General features: G+C 54.6%; 22 protein-coding genes. 9 read left to right on the forward strand and 13 right to left on the reverse strand.

Annotated elements, in window-relative coordinates; all coding sequences use genetic code 11:
- The first annotated feature begins 19 nt into the window (after positions 1 to 19).
- The 3 genes from ABXT62_RS13835 to ABXT62_RS13845 all read left to right on the forward strand — a co-directional run bounded on the left by ABXT62_RS13835 (position 20) and on the right by ABXT62_RS13845 (position 3,596).
- Positions 20 to 2,017, forward strand: coding sequence for an acetyl/propionyl/methylcrotonyl-CoA carboxylase subunit alpha (locus tag ABXT62_RS13835; protein WP_415355870.1), 1,998 nt, complete (start codon positions 20 to 22; stop codon positions 2,015 to 2,017).
- Positions 2,018 to 2,023: 6 nt separating this feature from the next.
- Positions 2,024 to 2,926 (forward strand): hydroxymethylglutaryl-CoA lyase, encoded by a 903-nt coding sequence (locus tag ABXT62_RS13840; RefSeq protein ID WP_415355871.1) that lies wholly within the window; start codon positions 2,024 to 2,026, stop codon positions 2,924 to 2,926.
- A 127-nt stretch (positions 2,927 to 3,053) separates the two neighbouring features.
- Positions 3,054 to 3,596, forward strand: a complete 543-nt coding sequence (locus ABXT62_RS13845) for a YaeQ family protein (RefSeq protein ID WP_415355872.1) — start codon at positions 3,054 to 3,056, stop codon at positions 3,594 to 3,596.
- Positions 3,597 to 3,601: 5 nt separating this feature from the next.
- On the opposite strand, the gene ABXT62_RS13850 is transcribed toward ABXT62_RS13845, so the two are convergent.
- A complete protein-coding gene (locus ABXT62_RS13850) occupies positions 3,602 to 4,840 on the reverse strand; it encodes a sterol desaturase family protein (RefSeq protein WP_415355873.1) in 1,239 nt (412 codons plus the stop codon).
- A 16-nt stretch (positions 4,841 to 4,856) separates the two neighbouring features.
- On the reverse strand, positions 4,857 to 5,489 hold the full coding sequence (locus ABXT62_RS13855; RefSeq protein ID WP_415355874.1) for a DUF2959 family protein: 633 nt from the start codon (positions 5,487 to 5,489) through the stop codon (positions 4,857 to 4,859).
- 277 nt (positions 5,490 to 5,766) lie between these two features.
- Here ABXT62_RS13855 and ABXT62_RS13860 point away from each other — a divergent pair, with 277 nt between their 5' ends.
- On the forward strand, positions 5,767 to 6,267 hold the full coding sequence (locus ABXT62_RS13860; protein WP_415355875.1) for a methylated-DNA--[protein]-cysteine S-methyltransferase: 501 nt from the start codon (positions 5,767 to 5,769) through the stop codon (positions 6,265 to 6,267).
- A 5-nt stretch (positions 6,268 to 6,272) separates the two neighbouring features.
- Here ABXT62_RS13860 and ABXT62_RS13865 read toward each other — a convergent pair whose 3' ends face one another.
- Positions 6,273 to 6,518, reverse strand: coding sequence for a YdcH family protein (locus tag ABXT62_RS13865; RefSeq protein ID WP_415355876.1), 246 nt, complete (start codon positions 6,516 to 6,518; stop codon positions 6,273 to 6,275).
- A 96-nt stretch (positions 6,519 to 6,614) separates the two neighbouring features.
- The gene (locus ABXT62_RS13870; protein WP_415355877.1) at positions 6,615 to 7,484 is read right to left on the reverse strand and encodes a 3'(2'),5'-bisphosphate nucleotidase CysQ family protein; all 870 of its coding nucleotides are present in this window, start codon (positions 7,482 to 7,484) and stop codon (positions 6,615 to 6,617) included.
- Between the two features lie 115 nt (positions 7,485 to 7,599).
- Between ABXT62_RS13870 and yrfG the strand changes: the two genes are divergently transcribed.
- The 5 genes from yrfG to ABXT62_RS13895 all read left to right on the forward strand — a co-directional run bounded on the left by yrfG (position 7,600) and on the right by ABXT62_RS13895 (position 12,019).
- Positions 7,600 to 8,265 (forward strand): GMP/IMP nucleotidase, encoded by a 666-nt coding sequence (yrfG, locus tag ABXT62_RS13875; RefSeq protein ID WP_415355878.1) that lies wholly within the window; start codon positions 7,600 to 7,602, stop codon positions 8,263 to 8,265.
- A complete protein-coding gene (gene hslR, locus ABXT62_RS13880) occupies positions 8,262 to 8,666 on the forward strand; it encodes a ribosome-associated heat shock protein Hsp15 (protein WP_415355879.1) in 405 nt (134 codons plus the stop codon). Before yrfG ends, hslR begins: the two co-directional genes overlap by 4 nt.
- Positions 8,667 to 8,840: 174 nt before the next feature.
- Positions 8,841 to 10,769, forward strand: coding sequence for a 1-deoxy-D-xylulose-5-phosphate synthase (gene dxs / locus ABXT62_RS13885; protein WP_415355880.1), 1,929 nt, complete (start codon positions 8,841 to 8,843; stop codon positions 10,767 to 10,769).
- 99 nt (positions 10,770 to 10,868) lie between these two features.
- Positions 10,869 to 11,108, forward strand: a complete 240-nt coding sequence (gene xseB / locus ABXT62_RS13890) for an exodeoxyribonuclease VII small subunit (RefSeq protein ID WP_415355881.1) — start codon at positions 10,869 to 10,871, stop codon at positions 11,106 to 11,108.
- A complete protein-coding gene (locus tag ABXT62_RS13895) occupies positions 11,105 to 12,019 on the forward strand; it encodes a polyprenyl synthetase family protein (RefSeq protein WP_415355882.1) in 915 nt (304 codons plus the stop codon). Before xseB ends, ABXT62_RS13895 begins: the two co-directional genes overlap by 4 nt.
- A gap of 40 nt (positions 12,020 to 12,059) precedes the next feature.
- Here ABXT62_RS13895 and ribA read toward each other — a convergent pair whose 3' ends face one another.
- From ribA to ribD, 9 genes are all read right to left on the reverse strand, one after another.
- Positions 12,060 to 12,656: a GTP cyclohydrolase II gene (gene ribA, locus ABXT62_RS13900; RefSeq protein ID WP_415355883.1), complete on the reverse strand. Its 597-nt coding sequence runs from the start codon at positions 12,654 to 12,656 to the stop codon at positions 12,060 to 12,062.
- A 65-nt stretch (positions 12,657 to 12,721) separates the two neighbouring features.
- Entirely contained in the window at positions 12,722 to 13,372 is a 651-nt protein-coding gene (locus ABXT62_RS13905) for a TIGR02281 family clan AA aspartic protease (RefSeq protein ID WP_415355884.1), read from the reverse strand.
- A gap of 21 nt (positions 13,373 to 13,393) precedes the next feature.
- Positions 13,394 to 13,894 (reverse strand): phosphatidylglycerophosphatase A, encoded by a 501-nt coding sequence (locus tag ABXT62_RS13910; protein ID WP_415358217.1) that lies wholly within the window; start codon positions 13,892 to 13,894, stop codon positions 13,394 to 13,396.
- Positions 13,895 to 13,947: 53 nt separating this feature from the next.
- Positions 13,948 to 14,874, reverse strand: coding sequence for a thiamine-phosphate kinase (gene thiL / locus ABXT62_RS13915; RefSeq protein WP_415355885.1), 927 nt, complete (start codon positions 14,872 to 14,874; stop codon positions 13,948 to 13,950).
- Complete coding sequence (gene nusB, locus ABXT62_RS13920) at positions 14,874 to 15,326, reverse strand: transcription antitermination factor NusB (RefSeq protein WP_415355886.1); 453 nt, start codon at positions 15,324 to 15,326, stop codon at positions 14,874 to 14,876. The genes thiL and nusB overlap by 1 nt, the downstream gene beginning before the upstream one ends.
- Positions 15,327 to 15,800, reverse strand: coding sequence for a 6,7-dimethyl-8-ribityllumazine synthase (ribE, locus tag ABXT62_RS13925; RefSeq protein WP_415355887.1), 474 nt, complete (start codon positions 15,798 to 15,800; stop codon positions 15,327 to 15,329).
- 12 nt (positions 15,801 to 15,812) lie between these two features.
- Complete coding sequence (gene ribB / locus ABXT62_RS13930) at positions 15,813 to 16,925, reverse strand: 3,4-dihydroxy-2-butanone-4-phosphate synthase (protein ID WP_415355888.1); 1,113 nt, start codon at positions 16,923 to 16,925, stop codon at positions 15,813 to 15,815.
- A gap of 2 nt (positions 16,926 to 16,927) precedes the next feature.
- A complete protein-coding gene (locus ABXT62_RS13935) occupies positions 16,928 to 17,614 on the reverse strand; it encodes a riboflavin synthase (protein ID WP_415355889.1) in 687 nt (228 codons plus the stop codon).
- Positions 17,615 to 17,651: 37 nt separating this feature from the next.
- On the reverse strand, positions 17,652 to 18,773 hold the full coding sequence (gene ribD / locus ABXT62_RS13940; RefSeq protein ID WP_415355890.1) for a bifunctional diaminohydroxyphosphoribosylaminopyrimidine deaminase/5-amino-6-(5-phosphoribosylamino)uracil reductase RibD: 1,122 nt from the start codon (positions 18,771 to 18,773) through the stop codon (positions 17,652 to 17,654).
- Position 18,774: the final 1 nt, after the last annotated feature.

An 18,774-nucleotide genomic window follows, 5' to 3' on the forward strand; every position in this document is an offset into this window, starting at 1 on the left:
GGTGCGAGGTTAGGACATCATGTTTAAAAAAATTCTCATTGCCAACCGCGGTGAAATTGCCTGCCGCATTATCAAGACGGCACGGCGTATGGGTGTGGCAACCGTAGCGGTGTATTCAGATGCAGATCGTGATGCGCTGCATGTAAAACTGGCGGACGAGGCGATCCATATTGGCGCAGCTCCCGCGCGGGAGTCCTACCTGCTGGGAGACAAGATACTGGCGGCCGCGCAAATTACGCACGCGCAAGCCATACATCCAGGCTATGGTTTCCTGTCAGAAAATGCTGATTTTGCAGCGGCCTGTGCGGATCAGGGTGTGGTATTTATTGGTCCCGGTGTTGCGGCGATTGCATCCATGGGCAGCAAATCTGCGGCCAAACGTATTATGGAGCAGGCGGGTGTGCCACTGGTGCCCGGCTATCATGGGAATGATCAGGACCCAGCGCGGCTAAAGTCTGCGGCTCAATCAATGGGATACCCAGTGCTGCTCAAAGCAACCGCTGGCGGCGGCGGCAAAGGAATGCGCCAAGTGTCGTCGGCAGACGAATTCGACGAGGCGCTGGCCGCTGCCAAACGAGAGTCCCTGGCCAGTTTTAGTGATGACACAATGCTAGTGGAAAAATATCTCATCAAACCGCGGCACGTGGAATTCCAAATATTTTTCGATCATCTGGGACACGGTATTTACCTGGCGGAACGTGATTGTTCGGTGCAGCGACGTCACCAGAAAATTATTGAAGAAGCCCCCGCTCCGGGTATGACTGACACACTGCGACAGGCGATGGGTGAAACCGCCATCACGGCGGCGCGCGCCATCGACTACCGTGGAGCGGGTACCGTAGAATTTTTGCTACAACAGGACGACAGCTTTTATTTTATGGAGATGAACACCCGCCTACAAGTTGAGCATCCGATCACGGAGATGATTACGGGGCTGGACTTAGTGGAGTGGCAGTTACGGGTCGCATGTGGCGAACCCCTGCCACTGACACAGGAGGCAGTGCACATTCGCGGACATGCGTTTGAAGCGAGAGTCTATGCGGAAGACCCGGATAACGACTTCTTGCCGGTTACCGGTACATTGGATTTTTTACGCCCACCCGATGAATCCCGGTATGTGCGGGTAGACACCGGAGTATGCCAAGGTGATCACATCAGCGTGTACTACGACCCGATGATCGCTAAATTAATTGTTTGGGACGAATCCCGTGATCGCGCGCTGCAGAGACTCAGTACGGCGCTCTCGCAATATCGCATCAGCGGCACCGTCACCAATCTCGACTTCCTCTACAACCTAGCCACCTGCCATCCCTTTGAGGAGGCACAGTTGGATACAGGCTTTATCGATGAGCATGCGCAGTTACTTTTCCATACACACCGCGGGAACCTCGAGCGCGAATTGCCGCTAGCCGCATTAGCATTGCTACTGCATAAGCAGCGACGAGCCAAATTGACCGCCTCTTGCATTGACCCCTACTCTCCGTGGCAAGACACCAACGCATGGCGTCTGAACGGACCGCACAGTCACCATATCACGCTGCACTGCCAGCAACAGGATTACGCTATCGAGTTAGAGCAGCGGGGGACACAGTATCGGGTGCGCGCAGCAGGTCATGAAACGCTGTTGGCGGGCACACTGGAGGACGATACACTGCATCTTGAAATCGACGGGCACCGACGCCGCGCTACCCTGGCACACACGCACGACAGTTTTACCCTTTATTTGCCAGAGGGCGCCTGCCATTTTCACGAAGTCTTTGCTGACACAGGTGAAGCAGAGGACACCGGCGGTGATGGCGGACTGCGGGCGCCAATGAACGGCACGATCGTCACGCTGCTGGCGCGAGTGGGCGATCAGATAGAAACCGGCGCGCCCCTGTTGGTCATGGAAGCGATGAAAATGGAACACACTATTCGGGCACCCTGTCCTGGCATAGTGCAAGCCTTCTATTATGAGAGCGGCGATTTAGTCGATGGCGGTGCAGCGCTGGTCGACTTTGTCGTCAGTGAGGAGTAATCACCCATGAGCCTTCCTAAAACCGTTCGGCTGGTAGAGGTCGGCCCCCGAGATGGCCTACAGGGTGAATCCCAAACCATCCCCCTTGCCGCCAAGCTACAACTAATAGACGACCTGACTCGTGCCGGTCACTCCTACATCGAGGCTGGCAGTTTTGTGAACCCGAAGTGGGTGCCGCAAATGGCTGATAGTGAACAGGTCTTTAGCCGCATTGAACGCCGCCCCGGCGTTCGCTACTGCGCCCTCACACCCAACCTTCAGGGGTTTGAGCGCGCATTGGCCGTTGGCGCTGACGAAGTCGCTATTTTTGCCGTCGCCTCAGAGACCTTCTCCCATAAAAATATCAACTGCAGCATCGAAGAGAGCCTAGTACGTTTTCGCGAGGTGATGGAAGCCGCACAACAGCACAATATACCGGTGCGCGGTTACGTGTCCTGTGTGCTCGGCTGCCCCTACGAGGGGGAGGTGTCCTCGCAAAACGTGGCGGAGGTTACTGCCAAATTGTTTGATATGGGGTGTTATGAGGTCTCATTAGGCGACACCATTGGCGTCGGCAACGCAGGGAGCATGGAACGTCTTCTGCGTGTCTTGCTCGCACGCTTTAACCCCGATCAACTGGCCGTGCACTGCCACGACACATACGGCCAGGCGCTGAGCAATATCCTGATCGCACTCCAGCATGGCATTCACACCATTGACGCCTCCGTCGCCGGACTGGGTGGCTGTCCGTACGCACCTGGCGCCTCGGGTAATGTCGCCACCGAGGATGTGATCTACATGCTCCACGGCATGGGTATCGCAACCGGTATTGATCTGGAGCTATTGGTTGCGGCAGGGAGCCGAATTTCGGCGACTCTTGGCCGAACGAACGCATCCGCCGTAGCGCGGGCGCGCCTCGCAAAGCCATAAACGCAGTGCCGTATGACCCACCATCGCAGTGCCTTTCTGCGCAGATCATCCGCCGCCCTGATACGCCTATTGGAAATCAGTCACAATGGCGTATCCTCCACTCCCCCTCTAAGGACACACCCTAAACATGGCGCTCAAACCGACCATCTATAAAGCCCAAATTGAATTAGCGGATAGCGATCGCAATTGCTATGAGTCGCTCTCCCTCACCGTAGCCAAACATCCGTCGGAAACACTGGAGCGAATGATGGTGAGACTACTGGCTTACTGTTTGAACTGTGCACGCGGATTGGAGTTCACCAAAGGGATCTCCACCGCTGACGAACCAGACTTATGGGTTCACAGCGACAGCGGGGAAATCGAACGCTGGATAGAAGTGGGGCATCCGGAGGAAGCTCGCCTACGCAAAGCTTGCGGCCGAGCTCGTCAGGTGAGCGTTTACGCGTTTGCCAAAAGCACGCCGACCTGGTGGAAATTGAACAATGAGGCCATCAGTGCATTACCGCATTTACACGTATGGCTACTTGACTGGACCGAGATTCAGTCGGCAGCCGATCTTCTCAATCGCACAGTGCAACTGAATGTCAGTATCGTGGGTGGAATCTTGTACCTCGACAATGGCAGTAATTCCACCAGCGTAGAACCTATATTGCTATGCCAAACCGATTGACGGCCTTAGGAAGCAACCTTTGATTGACGCAGTGGCTGCGGGCGCAACCAGAACAATAAGAACGCCGCGTTCAGGCCCGCGTATACTAAAGCGGGAGACAATGCACTCAGACTCACGCCTCTGCTCCAAAATAGCAACAACAGCAAACCCAAAGCGCCCAGCCGCAGTAGCTCCCAATATTGCAATGCACTAGCAGCCCTCCCCTCCATCCATAGGGCAGTGGTGACAGCAGTCGCCAGCAGCATCGACCAGCCGGCAACGCCATGCCAGTATGCAAGCTCTGCGCTTTGCATGGCGCCAAGCAATAGCACGACGGCCACTAGCTGGAAGAAACAGTAAAGTGACACTGACCGACTCATCTTAGGATCGTAGCGTTTAAAGTCGCTAAGGTCTGTCTTTGCGCGTGGGTTCTGAAGCGCAACGTCTGCTGGTCGCCAGCCGGTGCGGGCTACCCAAACTCGCAACTTGTCACGCCAAAGAGCCGTATCCCGACTGTCCTGCGCCATGTCAACGTAAACGTGAGTTAACGCTTTAACCGGGCTCCAACTCTTAAGAGCACCCCGAATACCAAATACCGCAGGCTCATCTTTTCTCTCTTCCTGAAACGTGCCAAACAGACGATCCCAAAGGATAAACAGGCCACCATAATTGCAGTCCATGTAAAGATTATTCTGAGCATGGTGCGCACGATGATTGGAGGGCGTAACAAAAAACCACTCAAAAAATCCCAGTTTAGGAATATGTTCAGTGTGCACCCAGAACTGGTAAATCAGGTTGATGGAACCCACGGTGATCACCACTTCTGCAGGAATACCCAGCATATACATCGGAACAAAGAACACCCAACCGAATAAAAACCCAGTGCTAGTCTGGCGCAGGGCAGTCGTCAGGTTGTAGTCCTCGCTTTGGTGATGCGCGACATGAGCCGCCCACAAAATCGTCCGTTCGTGGCCCATACGATGCAGCCAGTAATAACAGAAATCGTAAAACACCATGGCCAGCACCCAGGTGGACCAGTGGCGCGGATCCATTAGCGGCGTGGAGAAATGGTCAGTAATCAAAAGGTAGATAACACCGCCTACGCCCAGTGTGACAAAACGCTGCGCCTGACTGAGGACACCCAGGAACAAACTACTAACGCTGTCGTTCAGTCGATAGGTGTTGCGCTGTTTAAGCCAGCCATAGATCAACTCCAGCACAATGGCGAGAGCAAAAAATGGGATCGCGTAAACAACAAGATTCATAAAACGGAGCCTATAATCACTGCGCCGATTCCAGAAAGGCTTTAGACTTGGCGGCAGAGGCGGTCAACGCATTGATCAATGCTACAATATTATTGTCCGTGTCACTTAACTCAGTCTTTCGTGACGCTATCGAAGCTTCATCCAATGCGTATTTGAAATAGGTTAAAAATTTTCTGAGCTCAGCCAACACCGGGTCGATCATGGCCTCAGAATGTTTGAGGGACTGAATCAGCGCCTCGTAGCGCTCCCAACTTGCTGCAAACTGGGCCTCGCCGTCGGCCTTCAGGCGAGCATCTGTGAGGTAGCCAATTTCGTCCCGCCAGCCCTCGAATAGTGTGATGGCCGTCTGATTCACTCCAGCAATAGTACTACTCACGGACACCGCGGCTTCAACCGAGTGGCGATAATTGTTGGATGTAGCAACAAAGATGGGCTGCAGGTCCTCGCCGGCAGCGCTGCCCAACGCTAGCAGAGTGTCTTGGTCCAAGTGCAACTGCTCAACCAATGCCAGATGAGCTTGGAGCGACACCCCCACCCGCTCCAGCAGTGGATCCAATCTGACATTTTTTGCCTGTTGAGACGAGGCATAGGTGGAAGACTGGCATAGCACCATAAGTAACGATAACGCCGGCAATAATAATCTGAGCATCAGTCTCTCCCATCACACGCCGCACTCAGCGCATGATTTAAACGCCCGCAATTATAATAGATTGGGGAGAATAACGCAGCCCTCCAAGCGCGGTTATATCGGACCGATTGTGACTAGTGCATCTACCGGCTTACACCTATGATTGTTGTCATGAACAGTGCTTCCAACACGATAACGATCGACACCTCTCTCGAAAACCAGCCCATCAAGACCTCGGCTGACCCGCCAAGGTGGCGCAACACCAGCCGCTCGATTGATACCAGAGGCACTTGAGCCGATGAATTATCAACACCTGGACACACCGATCGGTACTTTGCGACTGGCCTCGAACGGCACGCAGCTACTTAAGATTGAGTTCGAAGGGCAGTACAACAACAATGTTGTTGAAGCCTCTGATGCCGTATTGGTCAATTGTGCGCATCAACTGACCGACTACTTTGCCGGAAAGCGACAGCGCTTTGAACTCCCGTTGCGGGCGAAAGGGACTCCCTTTCAACAGGCTGTCTGGGATGCCCTCGCTGACATTCCATACGGTGAATTGCGCAGCTACAGAGATATCGCCCGCAACATTGGCAATCCCGCTGCAGTGCGAGCGGTCGGAGCTGCCAGCGGTCGTAACCCCCTCCCCATTGTGGTGCCCTGTCATCGGGTCATTGGCAGTAATGGAAGTCTGACCGGATTTGCTGGCGGGCTGGAGACTAAAAGGGTTCTATTGCAACTCGAAGCACGCTTAATACATGACGCTGCCACGAAAAAATCTAGCGAAAACGCCTGGTAAAAATATCAGGCGTTGAGATCAGGGATCATATCGTCTTTAAGCCGCGTGATGGCGTCCTTAAGGCGTAGCTTTTCTTTTTTCAAGCGCTGTAGCAATATCTGGTTCTGATAAGGAAAGCCATGCAGCTCTTCTATCTGAACATCCAGCGCCCGATGTTTGGTTTGCAAGTTCAGCAAACGCATACCGGGCGTCACCAATTCGTTAGCAGCTTCAGTGTCGTCAGCAACGCCGTTTTCAGGTGGCTCATTCATCAAATATTTTATACTGCCAGTAAGATTCTCAAGGAGGAGTGTAACTCTATACTGTGAGGGAATGCTGACACAAGTCTACTTATGTTCACAAACACACTAATCTAACCCTGCCTGGAGCAACCGCTCCCACAGTGGATGGGCGCCATCAGACATGGCATAAAAAGGCGGGCTGTAGAGTGAATCGCTGCAATTGTAGCGCAGCGGTTCTCCCTTTAGCCCCACCAGGCACCCCCCAGTGGCTTCCAATAGCGCTTGGCCTGCTGCCAGATCCCACTCACAGCACGGCGCGAAACGCGGATAGAAATCCCCTTGCCCGCGTGCCATATAGCAGAATTTCAGTGCACTACCCATGTTGCTTCTAGACACGCAGGGCCAATTCTTTTCCAGCCACTGAAGGCACGTTTGCAGTCGATCGCCATGATGGCGCCGACTCGCCAGGACCACTAGGGGCTGATCTGGCTGCAGCAGGGGTGGTACCAGTTCGCAAACCGACCAGGCGCCATCTCCGGTGTCGCTGTAACATTGCGCCAGTTGACCGGGAATACCGACGTAGGCGACCCGCTCTAAGGGCAGATACAGCAGACCCATGATGGGACGGTGGTCATCGATAAGGGCGATGTTGATAGTGAACTCGCCCGTCCTTTCCAAAAATTCTTTGGTGCCATCCAGCGGATCAATCAGCCAATAGCGACGCCACTGGCGACGATGGGTAATGTCAGCGGGGACAGACTCCTCCGACAGTACAGGAACAGTCGCATCCAGCGAGATCAACCCCGCCTGCAGTATTGCGTGAGAGGCAAGATCAGCAAGCGTTAGCGGTGAATCATCCTGTTTGGACTCGTAATCAGCGGCTGCAGGGGCATGGTAGTGCTCACAAATAGCCTCACCTGCCTCGCGGCACAAATCGAGTAATGGCGCCACCCATTGCGGTAAGTCTTGCTGTTTTATCGTTTGTACCATAGACATCAATATACCACTGCTCGGTGCCCTGAACGCTTAGACTCTGCTATCAGACGCAAAAAAAGGCATAATCACACCCAATGACCAATAAGAGACCACGGCTGGGGCCCGAGAACAACGCATGATTGACTGGAGCTGTATCGACACCGTATTACTGGACATGGACGGCACCCTGCTGGACCTGCACTTCGACAACTTTTTTTGGAGCGAACACCTGCCGCGCACCTACGCCTTACGACATCAAATATCTAAAGAAGAATCCAGCGCCTATTTGTACGGTGAATGCGGTGCCGAACAGGGCACTTTGCAATGGTACAGCCTTGATCACTGGTCACAACGGCTGGATCTGGATATTGCCGCCCTGAAGCGGGAACTGCAACACATGATCAGTGCCAGACCCTTTGCCATCGAGTTCCTCACCCAGCTACATCACAGTCATCGGGATGTGGTGATGGTCACTAATGCGCATCGCAAGACACTGGAAATCAAGATGGATAACGTTAACATCACCCACTGGTTCGATCGCGTGGTGGTCTCACACGATTTACTCGCGCCGAAAGAAGAGCAAGATTTCTGGCACAGGTTGCAACAGCTGCACCCCTTCGATCCCTCCCGCACCCTGCTGATCGATGATACCGAGCAGGTTCTAGCCAGTGCACAACAATATGGCATCGCCCATTTGCTGACCTTGCTGCAGCCGGACAGCCAACGTCAGAAGCGCATCGACACGCGCTTTCGAGGGATTCACCATTTTGATGAAATTATGCCGGAAGGGCCTCAACGGTGAAGTCCGCCAATGACCAAACCCCAAAAGTACGTCTGGATAAATGGCTGTGGGCGGCACGCTTTTTTAAAACACGCAGCCTCGCCAAGGCCGCTATTGATGGTGGTAAAGTGCACCTGAATGGCCAGCGCGTAAAGGTGTCCAAGGAAATCTCTGCGGGTGATATTCTGCAAATACGTCAGGGCGTGGATGAAAAGGTGGTGCGAATAAAACAGCTCAGTGATCAGCGCCGCGGTGCACCCGAGGCACAGTTGCTCTACGAAGAAACAACCGAAAGCCTTGCCAAACGCGAAAAAGAGGCGCTGGCTCGCAAGTCCGCCGGAGGCATGATAGACCGTCCGGCCCACAGACCCACCAAGAAACAGCGTCGTCAAATTCACAACTTCAAAGACTATTCCGGGTAGCCGAACAAAGCGCCTGCCTTACTGTACCGCGACAACACTGCGGTCGACCTCTTAGGACATTGCAAACGGCTTGTCCGCCTGCTTGCACACGGGTAAAGGCTGATGTCGGAAATTTGGGAACTGTTCAACCTAAGGGACTCCCACTTTTGCGCTAGGATGCGCTAGAATCACACCATGCTCTCAGATCTTCCCATCATTCCACCTGACACCCCACTGCTGGACAGAATTGAGCAGGGGGATTCGCTGCATGCGCTCAACACGCTGCAACTGCTGCAAATTTCGGAAGAGCTCAGGGGCTACCTGCTATACAGCGTAGGCCAGACGGGTGGGCATTTTGGAGCAGGCTTGGGCGTGATCGAGCTCACTGTCGCTCTGCACCATATCTACAATACACCGCACGATCGCATTGTCTGGGATGTAGGTCACCAGACCTATCCCCATAAAATCCTCACCGGCCGCCGGGGACAGATGCACAGCATGCGACAGGCCGACGGGCTGGCAGGTTTTCCTAAGCGTGCGGAAAGTGAGTACGACACCTTCGGCGTGGGACACTCCTCAACCAGCATTTCCGCTGCCATGGGCATGGCACTGGCGGCCAGACAGCAGGGTATTAATCGCAAGGTGATCGCCGTTATTGGCGATGGCGCCATCACTGGCGGCATGGCCATTGAGGCACTCGCCCACGCCGGCCATGAGCGTCCTAATATGCTGGTCATTCTGAACGACAACCAGATGTCCATCGGACACAACAAAGGTGGGCTCGCAACTTACTTTGCGAAAATCTGGGCCAGCAAGTTTTATATCTCCATGCGCAAGGGCTCAAAAAAAGTTTTGCAGAAAATTCAACCTGCCTGGGAGTTAGCCAAGCGCACAGAAGAGCATCTGAAGGGTATGGTCGCCCCGGGAACGCTGTTCGAAGAGTTGGGCTTTCACTATATTGGGCCACTGGACGGTCACGACCTGCCAGGATTACTCCAAACCCTGGAGAACATGAAAGACCTGGACGGGCCGCAATTCCTGCACATCCGCACTATGAAAGGTAAGGGATTCCAACCCGCCGAACAGGACCCTGTTGGCTACCACGCCGTCAACAAGATCGAGGCCAAGCCAAAGGGACCGCTGGCAGCTGTTACAGAGGCCAAGCCCAGTGGACCTAAATATCAAGCGGTGTTTGGACGCTGGTTGTGCGATATGGCGGAGCGCGACAATCGCCTGGTGGGCATCACTCCCGCTATGTGCGAAGGCTCGGGCATGGTGGAATTTTCGAAGCGCTTCCCCGATCGCTACTACGATGTCGCCATCGCCGAGCAGCATGCGCTGACGATGGCCGCTGGCATGGCCTGTGACGGACTCAAACCGGTGGTCGCCATCTACTCCACGTTCCTGCAGCGCGGCTACGACCAGTTGATTCACGATATCGCCCTGCAGAATCTTGATGTCACCTTCGGCATCGATAGGGCGGGACTGGTGGGAGAGGATGGCCCAACGCACCATGGAGCCTTTGATTTGAGTTACCTGCGCTGTATTCCTAACATGGTGATTGGTGCGCCCTCTGACGAAAATGAATGTCGACAAATGCTCTACACCGCGTATCAGTATCCGGGCCCCGCAGCCATTCGTTACCCGCGAGGGACAGGGCCTCGCGCCTTGATTGCTGATGAATTAGTGCAAATGCCGATTGGTAAAGCGCGGGAAGTGCGGAGTGGGAAACAGGTGGCCATTCTCAACTTTGGAGCCTTGCTGCCACACGCCCTGTTGGCCGCCAACCAGTTGAATGCCACGGTTGTGGATATGCGGTGGGTGAAACCCATGGATACCAAAATCATCGAAACGCTCGCTGACGAATACGACTTGCTAGTGACGCTGGAAGACAACGCCATTAGCGGAGGAGCCGGTTCCGGCGTCAACCAATGTCTAGTCGAACGTCACCTATTGGTTGGCGTACTCAATCTGGGCATTCCCGATGCATTTATCGAACACGGGGCGTCCGAAGAACAACATGCATGGATTGGACTCGATGGGCCCGGCATAGAACGCGCCATAAAAGCTAAATTGAATAGTGTCGCTTCATACGCACCGACGAAAGAGCACCTCAGTCTTTAAATCCTAGCGCTACGGGAAAGCTGCCCGACGCATAAACCCTGTATAATTTCACTTTCATACTAACGCTTCGGGCGTACCTTCCACACAGGTAATGATGTTATGGCCAAAACCAAAAAACTTGATATAGAAGCAACGGTTGCCCAGCTAGAAGCCACGATCCGCACATTGGAGGACGAACAGTCATCCCTTGAGGATTCATTCAATGCTTTCGAGCTGGGTATCAAACTTATTCGCCAAGCGCAGCAGACCTTAATTGAAGCCGAACAAAAGGTGAAATTGCTGTTGGAAGACAATGGAGAGCCCAAAGTAGAGCCTTTTACTGACGGAAACACCGAATGAGCAAACGTTTTGCCGACTTTCTTCTGGCCAGCAAAGACCAGGTAGATCGCCAGTTGGCTGACTTCGCTACAGACCAAGCCACAACGGCTGCAGGCACGGGAGAGGCTCTGGACACGATTTCCCAAGCCTGTAGTTATGTGCTGACCAATGGCGGCAAACGCATTCGCCCAACCCTGGTTTACGCGGCTGCCCAGGCTTTGGGCCATAAAGGTCACGGCACAGATCTGGATCACGTCGCCTGTGCATTGGAAATGATTCACACCTATTCCCTGGTACATGACGACTTACCCGCAATGGATGATGACGACCTACGCCGAGGCCGCCCAAGTTGTCACAAAGCCTTTAATGAGGCGACGGCCATACTGGCAGGCGATGCGCTGCAAGCGTGGGCCTTTGAGTTGTTGGCGGACGCTCCGGGTTTCAATGCTGTACAGCGCGTGGCCTTGATCAAATCGCTAGCCAAAGCTGCCGGACTGCAAGGCATGGTGGGGGGTCAAGCCATGGATATTGCGGCCACTAACAGTAACGTAAACCTGCAACAGCTCCAGTCCATGCACGCCTTTAAAACGGGCGCCATCATCCGCGCTGCCTTGACTATGGGCGGGATCGCTGCCAATGCCAGCGCCGAGCAACTATCCGCCCTGGACACCTATGGCACCCACATCGGCCTGGCCTTCCAAGTGGTTGATGATATTCTCGATGTCGAAGGGAATGCAGAAACGCTGGGGAAAACGCAAGGCAAGGACAGTAAGGCCAATAAACCGACCTACGTCAGCCTGATGGGTTTGGACGGCGCTAAAAAGGAATCACAGCGATTATTGCAGGCAGCACTGGAGGCACTGGGGGAATTCGGAGTGTCAGCTGACTCTTTGCGGGGACTGGCCCACTACATCACCGCACGCGACCGCTGATCACGTCGGGGAAGGACCCGCGAACCGCCCACTTTACAGACTACTCGCTACCTTCAATCATGTGCCCAAGCTTTCCTACCTTAGTGCGCAGGTACTTTTCATTGTGCGGATTACTGGTGGTGTGCAGGGCAATCCGTGCAACCACTTCAACGCCCTGCTTTTCCATCGCGGCCACTTTGCGCGGATTGTTAGTCATTAATCGTACAGCGTTGATGCCAAGGTGTTCGATCATGGACTGCAACATGCTGTAGTCGCGGATATCCGCGCCAAAGCCCAGTCGCTCATTAGCCTCCACCGTATCTGCGCCAGCGTCCTGTAGCTTGTAGGCCTTGATCTTATTGAGCAGACCAATACCACGTCCTTCCTGACGCAGATAGAACAGCGCGCCCCTGCCTTCGCGTGCAATGGCCTCCATAGCGGCCTGCAGCTGGCTGCCGCAATCACAACGCATGCTGAACAAAGCATCCCCAGTGAGGCACTCGGAATGCACACGGGTCAATACGGGCTCCCCATTGGACACATCGCCCATGGTAAGGACCACGTGCTCCTTATTGGACTCTTCATCCTCGAAGCCGTGAAGATCGAACTTACCCCAAACCGTGGGTAGGAGGGCGGACTCTATGAAGCGCACTGCCACGCGGAACATCCATAAGAAAAGGTCGCACAGTCTAGCAGCTTTGTGTGATCGGGCGCGAGCAATGCCTATTGGGATTTCGACAGAGATAGCATTCCGTCGTGTTCCTGTATTTTGACGTGCCGCAGATAGCTCATACCCAATAAAATAGTGGCGGGATAGGTGCCTTCTACGACTGTCGCTGGGACATTATCGACCTGCAGCCCTCCAACGTTCACAGACTGCAGGGTCACTGAGTGGGCATCAATCACACCACTGGCAGTTTCCACCTGAGATGGCGTCCCATCCTCGAGGTAATTGACACCCATCGCCTTAGCTTGAAATGAGCTGATAGCGACGACGTTGGCTCCAGTGTCAACCAGTACCAGTACGCTGCGACCATTGATGACCGCGTTAGTCTGATACTGCAGCTTTGAATCACGTGCAATCGTGACAACGCGCTCTTCGAGTGTCTGATAAGTGGTGGCAACATGCCGAGACAGTCCGACTGTTTCCGTTCGTCCATCGACTTCCAGCGTGGCAGTCGTGGCTTCAGTCGCGACCAATGTCACACCGGCGAAAGATTCTCCCACTGCCAGCATTTTGCGCTGGCCATCAATCATCAATACAGCGGCCTTGCCCATGAGTGCCTCAACCACAACAGCGGCCTGCTCCCCACAAGCCTGCGCAGCCACCATCAACAGACTGAGCGCCAGGGTTACCGCTTTCTTTGTAGGCATGCAAATACCTCCGGCGCGGTGCTACGTAAAATACAACGCAATGTGTAATGTCACGCAGGCCATCACTCCAGCTAGCACGTCATCAATCATAATACCAAACCCACCACCCACTTTCCTGTCCAGCACACTCACTGGCCAGGGCTTGATAATATCGAAGACGCGAAACACTACAAAGCCTGCAACAATCCATACCCAGTCAAACGGCACTGCCCACAGTGTAATCCAGTACCCGACGAATTCATCCCACACAATACCGGGGTGATCATGAACCTCTAGTTGCCGACTAGCGGCGCCACAAATCCAGACACCCAACACTGCGCAAATGATAATAAAAAAAGAATATTGGAGAAGACTCCAGTCGGCAATGAGCAGATAGATCGGCACGGCCACTAATGTACCTGCTGTGCCGGGAGCCTTGGGAGACAGTCCACTGCCAAAACCGAAAGCCAGAAATTGTACGGGATGGCGCCGAAAATCGGGCGCAAGATGTCGCTTGAGGTGGCTATTAGGCGATGAAGACATAGTCATTACCGTATCCATGTGCCGCGGACACTGCCGTTGTCAGGCCGAGATTTCTAGTCATCAAAATGCTGGTATCCGTGCGGTATGTCAATATCCAATCCAAAGTCCACTCCGGCTCCCGCCTCCACCTGCCCTATTCGCGTACTACCGGCGGGAGGCGACTCATCAGCCGGCAGACAGAAACACAACTCATAATCATCACCGCCGCCCAGCGCCCATTGCAAAATCGTCTGCGGGCAATCATGGGAACACAGTGCAGCTGACAGCGGCAACAACTCGGTCTCAATACAAATCTTTACGCCGCTGGCGGCGGCAATGTGCCCCGCATCCGCCAGCAAGCCATCGGACACATCGATGGCCGCGGTGGCAAGACCCAATAGTGCCCAGCCAAGCTCAAGCCGTGCCCGAGGGCGATGAAAGCGATCCAGCAGATACTCAGCATAGTCGGGCGTCGGCTGCCACTGTCCCTGTAAAAAAGCAAGGGCGCCAGCCGCATCGCCCAGGGTGCCGGACACATAAACCTGATCCCCTACCCGTGCACCGCTGCGCAGCAGAGCTAGGGTCATGGGCAGCGCACCCATCACCTGTACCGAGATCGACAGTGGGCCACGCGTGGTATCACCGCCAACTAACGGCAATTGATACTCACTAACCGCCGCGGCCAGGCCCTGACTAAACGCATTAAGCCACAACTCGTCCACCTCCGGCAGCGTCAACGCCACCGTCATTCCCAGCGGCCTAGCACCCATAGCAGCAAGATCACTCACGGCAACAGACACTGCACGAAACCCAATATCCTCGGGGAAACTATCGCAGGGAAAATGGACTCCGGCGACCATCGTATCAACGGAAGTGGCTAATCTCTCACCCTCGCCCAGACGCAGGATGGCGCAGTCATCACCGACCGACAGGTCTACAGCATCGCCGCGACCCAGATCGGAAAAATAGCGATAAATCAGTGAAAACTCCGCGCCTGGCATCAGAATGCCGCGTCGACTTCAACCTTGCGCAATTGTCTGGCGGCTTTATCCAACACACCGTTAACGTACTTATGGCTGTCTGTGGCACCAAATTTCTTCGCTAATGCTACTTCTTCGTTGATAACGACCTTATAAGGCACATCGATGCGCCAAGTAAGCTCGTACATCCCCATGCGTAATAGCGTCAGCTCGATGGGATCCAAGTCTTTCAACTTGCGGTCCAGCAGCGGTTCCAGGGCCTCGTCCAACTCATCCAGACAGGCTGGAATTTTGTGCAAAAGAGACTGGAAATACTCTAAGTCGACATGACTAAAGTCGTAATCCGTGCGGAACTCTGCCTCAATATCACTGACCGCGGCACCGGCCATATGCCATTGATACAGTGCCTGCATGCCGTAATGCCGGGCCTTGCGTCGCTCTGCGGCGAGCGTATTGTGCGCCGGCTTTTCCATTTAGATGAGCGCACTCATAAGGCTAACCATCTCCAGTGCGGACATAGCGGCCTCTTCACCCTTGTTGCCCGCCTTGCTGCCGGATCGCTCAATAGCCTGCTCAATGGTATCCACTGTCAGTACGCCAAAGGACACAGGGATGTCGTATTCCATACTCACCATCGCAATGCCTTTGGTGCACTCGCCTGCGACATATTCAAAGTGTGGGGTGCCACCACGAATCACCGCGCCGAGAGCAATAATGGCATCGACATTACCCTTGGCGGCAACTTTTTTGCACACCAGAGGTATTTCAAAAGCGCCGGGAGCGCGCACGATGGTGATCTGCTTATCGCTAACACCATGGCGTCGCAACGTGTCGAGGGCACCTTTTAACAAAGGCTCCACAACGAAACTGTTCCAGCGCCCCACGACAATAGAATAATTGCCCTTGCCGCTGGTGAATGTACCTTCGATTGTCTTGATATCAGTCATAATCATGTCCTTCTATTGTCCGGGATCCACAAAATCTAGCACTTCCAGATCAAAACCAGAAATGGCATTGTACTTTATGGGTGCACCCATCAGGTGAATTTTTCCCACGCCCAAATCCTTGAGAATCTGTGAGCCTAGACCCACCTCGTTGTAGGCGTCCGGTGCCACACCGGTCACTGGGCTAGGGTGCTCTCCCAGCGCCATATCAATACTGGCCAACAGTTGCTCCGGACGCTCAGTGTGCGCCAACAGCACAATCACGCCGCAACCATTTTTCGCCACCGCCTGCAGGCATTTTCCCAAGCTCCAGGTGGGGTGGCCGGCCATATTGCTGGTGACAAGATCACGCATAACAGATTGCACATGCACCCGCACCAGCGTCGGTTCATGCGACTGAATTTCACCTCGCGACAGAGCGACGTGTACTTTCCCGGCGGTCTGGTCTCGATAGGCCGTCAGACGAAACGGGCCGTGATCAGTTTCAATCATGCCCTCACGTATGCGGCGAACCGTGCGTTCGTTGACCATGCGAAAATGAATCAGGTTAGCAATAGAACCAATTTTTAAGGCATGTTGGGCCGCAAATTCACGCAGTGCCTGGCCATCAGCCACCGAACCGTCGGGCTTTAATATATCCGCGATAACGGCGGCGGGAAGCAAGCCGGCCAGTCGCGCGTAATCGCAGCCTGCCTCGGTGTGACCCGCCCGCGTCAGCACACCACCGGGCATCGCTGTGAGCGGAAAGATATGCCCTGGCTGCACTATGTCGGCCGGTTGAGCACGAGGTGCCACCGCAGCCTGCACCGTAGCCGCACGATCGACGGCAGAAATACCGGTATCGATACCAACAGCGCCTTCTATCGAGAGCGTAAAATTAGACTTTTCTCCCTGCGCGCCGTCGACCATAGGGGGCAAATCCAACTGCTGGCAGCGCTCTTTGGTCAGGGTCAGGCAGATCAACCCACGCGCCTGACGCGCCATAAAGGTGACATGCTTGGCCTCACAGTGCTCGCCCGCCACCATCACCACGCCTTCGTTATGACTGTCAGCATCGTCATCAAGCAGCACCACCATGTGCCCCTGGCGAATGTCGCTGATCAGTTCGTCTACGCTATTGAGTTCCATTCCTATTGTTTCCACATGCTCGTATTCAAACCACCCAGAAAACCGTTCTCGGCGAGCGTTTCCATGGACAAGCCTTCCGCAGAGGCACTCGCGGCAGCATCTCCTTGTATAAGCCGCTCTAGATAACGGGCGATCACATCGACCTCAAGATTGACGCTGCTACCGACTCGATAGTGACCGAACACGGTTTCTGCCATGGTTTGAGGAATAATATTCAGATCGAACTCTGCACCCTTTACTGCATTGACGGTCAGGCTGGTACCATCGATGCAGATACTGCCTTTGTGGGCGATATATCTGGCCAGTTGATCCGGCGCGCGCAGCACTACGCGGATAGAGCGAGCATCTTCACTGAGACTCACCACTTGGCCGACACCATCAACATGGCCACTGACAATATGCCCACCCAGTCTACTCTGCGGCGTCAGCGCTTTTTCTAGATTCACCACAGAACCCGTCTTTAGATCGCCCAATGTCGTAAAGTTTAACGTTTCGACAGAAACATCTGCCCAATATCCATCGCCAGACAGTTCAATGACCGTCAGGCACACACCATTGGTACAGATACTGTCGCCGAGAGCCACGTCATCTAAAGACAGCTTGCCAGTGTCGATACGCAAACGCATATCACCACCGCGAGGCTGCATGTCCGCCACGGTGCCGACGGCTTGGATAATTCCTGTAAACATAATAAGTGTGCTCTCACTAACGCCAGTGTGTAACGAACTAACTACTTCGAACGGGAATCGCCGTAAAACACCAGTCTGTTCCGACTTTGCGAACGTCTTCCCACTGCAACTGCACTTTGTCCGCCATCTTGTCGAGCGGCAACTCCAGCAGGGGACGCGCCCTGTCGCCCAGCAGGGCGGGAGCCATATAAACAATCAACTCGTCCAACAACCCCGCCTGCAATAGGGCCCCCGCTAAACGCGGACCAGATTCTACCAGAATTTCATTATATTGCTGCGCCGCAAGGTACTTCATTAAACCCTGCAGATCCAAGCCACTATCACCGCGTGGCAATGCCAGGCGCCCAACGGCGCTGGCAGCGATAGCCGCGGGCACCGCAACCGTCTCATCGTGACATAGCAGCGTTGGCGCGGCCCCATCAAGCACCTTGGCATCAGCCGGCGTTTGTAGACGTGAGTCGAGCACCACGCGCATTGGCTGACGGCCACTGGCCAGTCGGGTCGCTTCACGTGAGAGGCCCAACTCTTGCGGTCTCACAGTCAGAGCACAATCGTCAGCCAGTACCGTACCCACGCCAGTGACAATGGCACAACTCATCGCGCGCAAACGCTGCACGTCCCGTCTTGCGGCAGAACCTGTAATCCACTGACTTTCACCCGAGGCCATGGCCGTACGTCCATCCAGAGACATCGCCAATTTAGCCCTCACCCGCCCTCGTCCTCGGCTCATACGTGCAATAAAACCAGGAATGACCCTGCGAGCTTCGCTCTCCAGCAAACCACACTCCACAGCGATACCCGCCGCACGCAATTGTTCCAGACCAGCGCCTAATACCAATGGATTGGGGTCGGCTAGCGCGACGACAACCCGCGTGACCCCGGCCTGAATCAGCGCGGCAGAACAGGGGCCCGTTTTGCCCTGATGACTGCACGGCTCCAGTGTCACATAGGCCGTGGAGCCGACCGCGTCACCAGCATCGCAAAGGGCCTCAATTTCTGCATGGTTGCCGCCCGCCGGACAGGTAAACCCCTCTCCTATCACGCGCCCGTCGCGCACCAGTACGCAACCCACAGAGGGGTTAGGCGTGGCCGAATATTGCCCGCGCCGCGCTAACTGCAATGCGCGAGCCATCATCTGTATATCAAAAGAAGTATCCATA

It is taken from the genome of Halioglobus sp. Uisw_031, assembly GCF_047729875.1.
Classification (GTDB): domain Bacteria; phylum Pseudomonadota; class Gammaproteobacteria; order Pseudomonadales; family Halieaceae; genus Marimicrobium.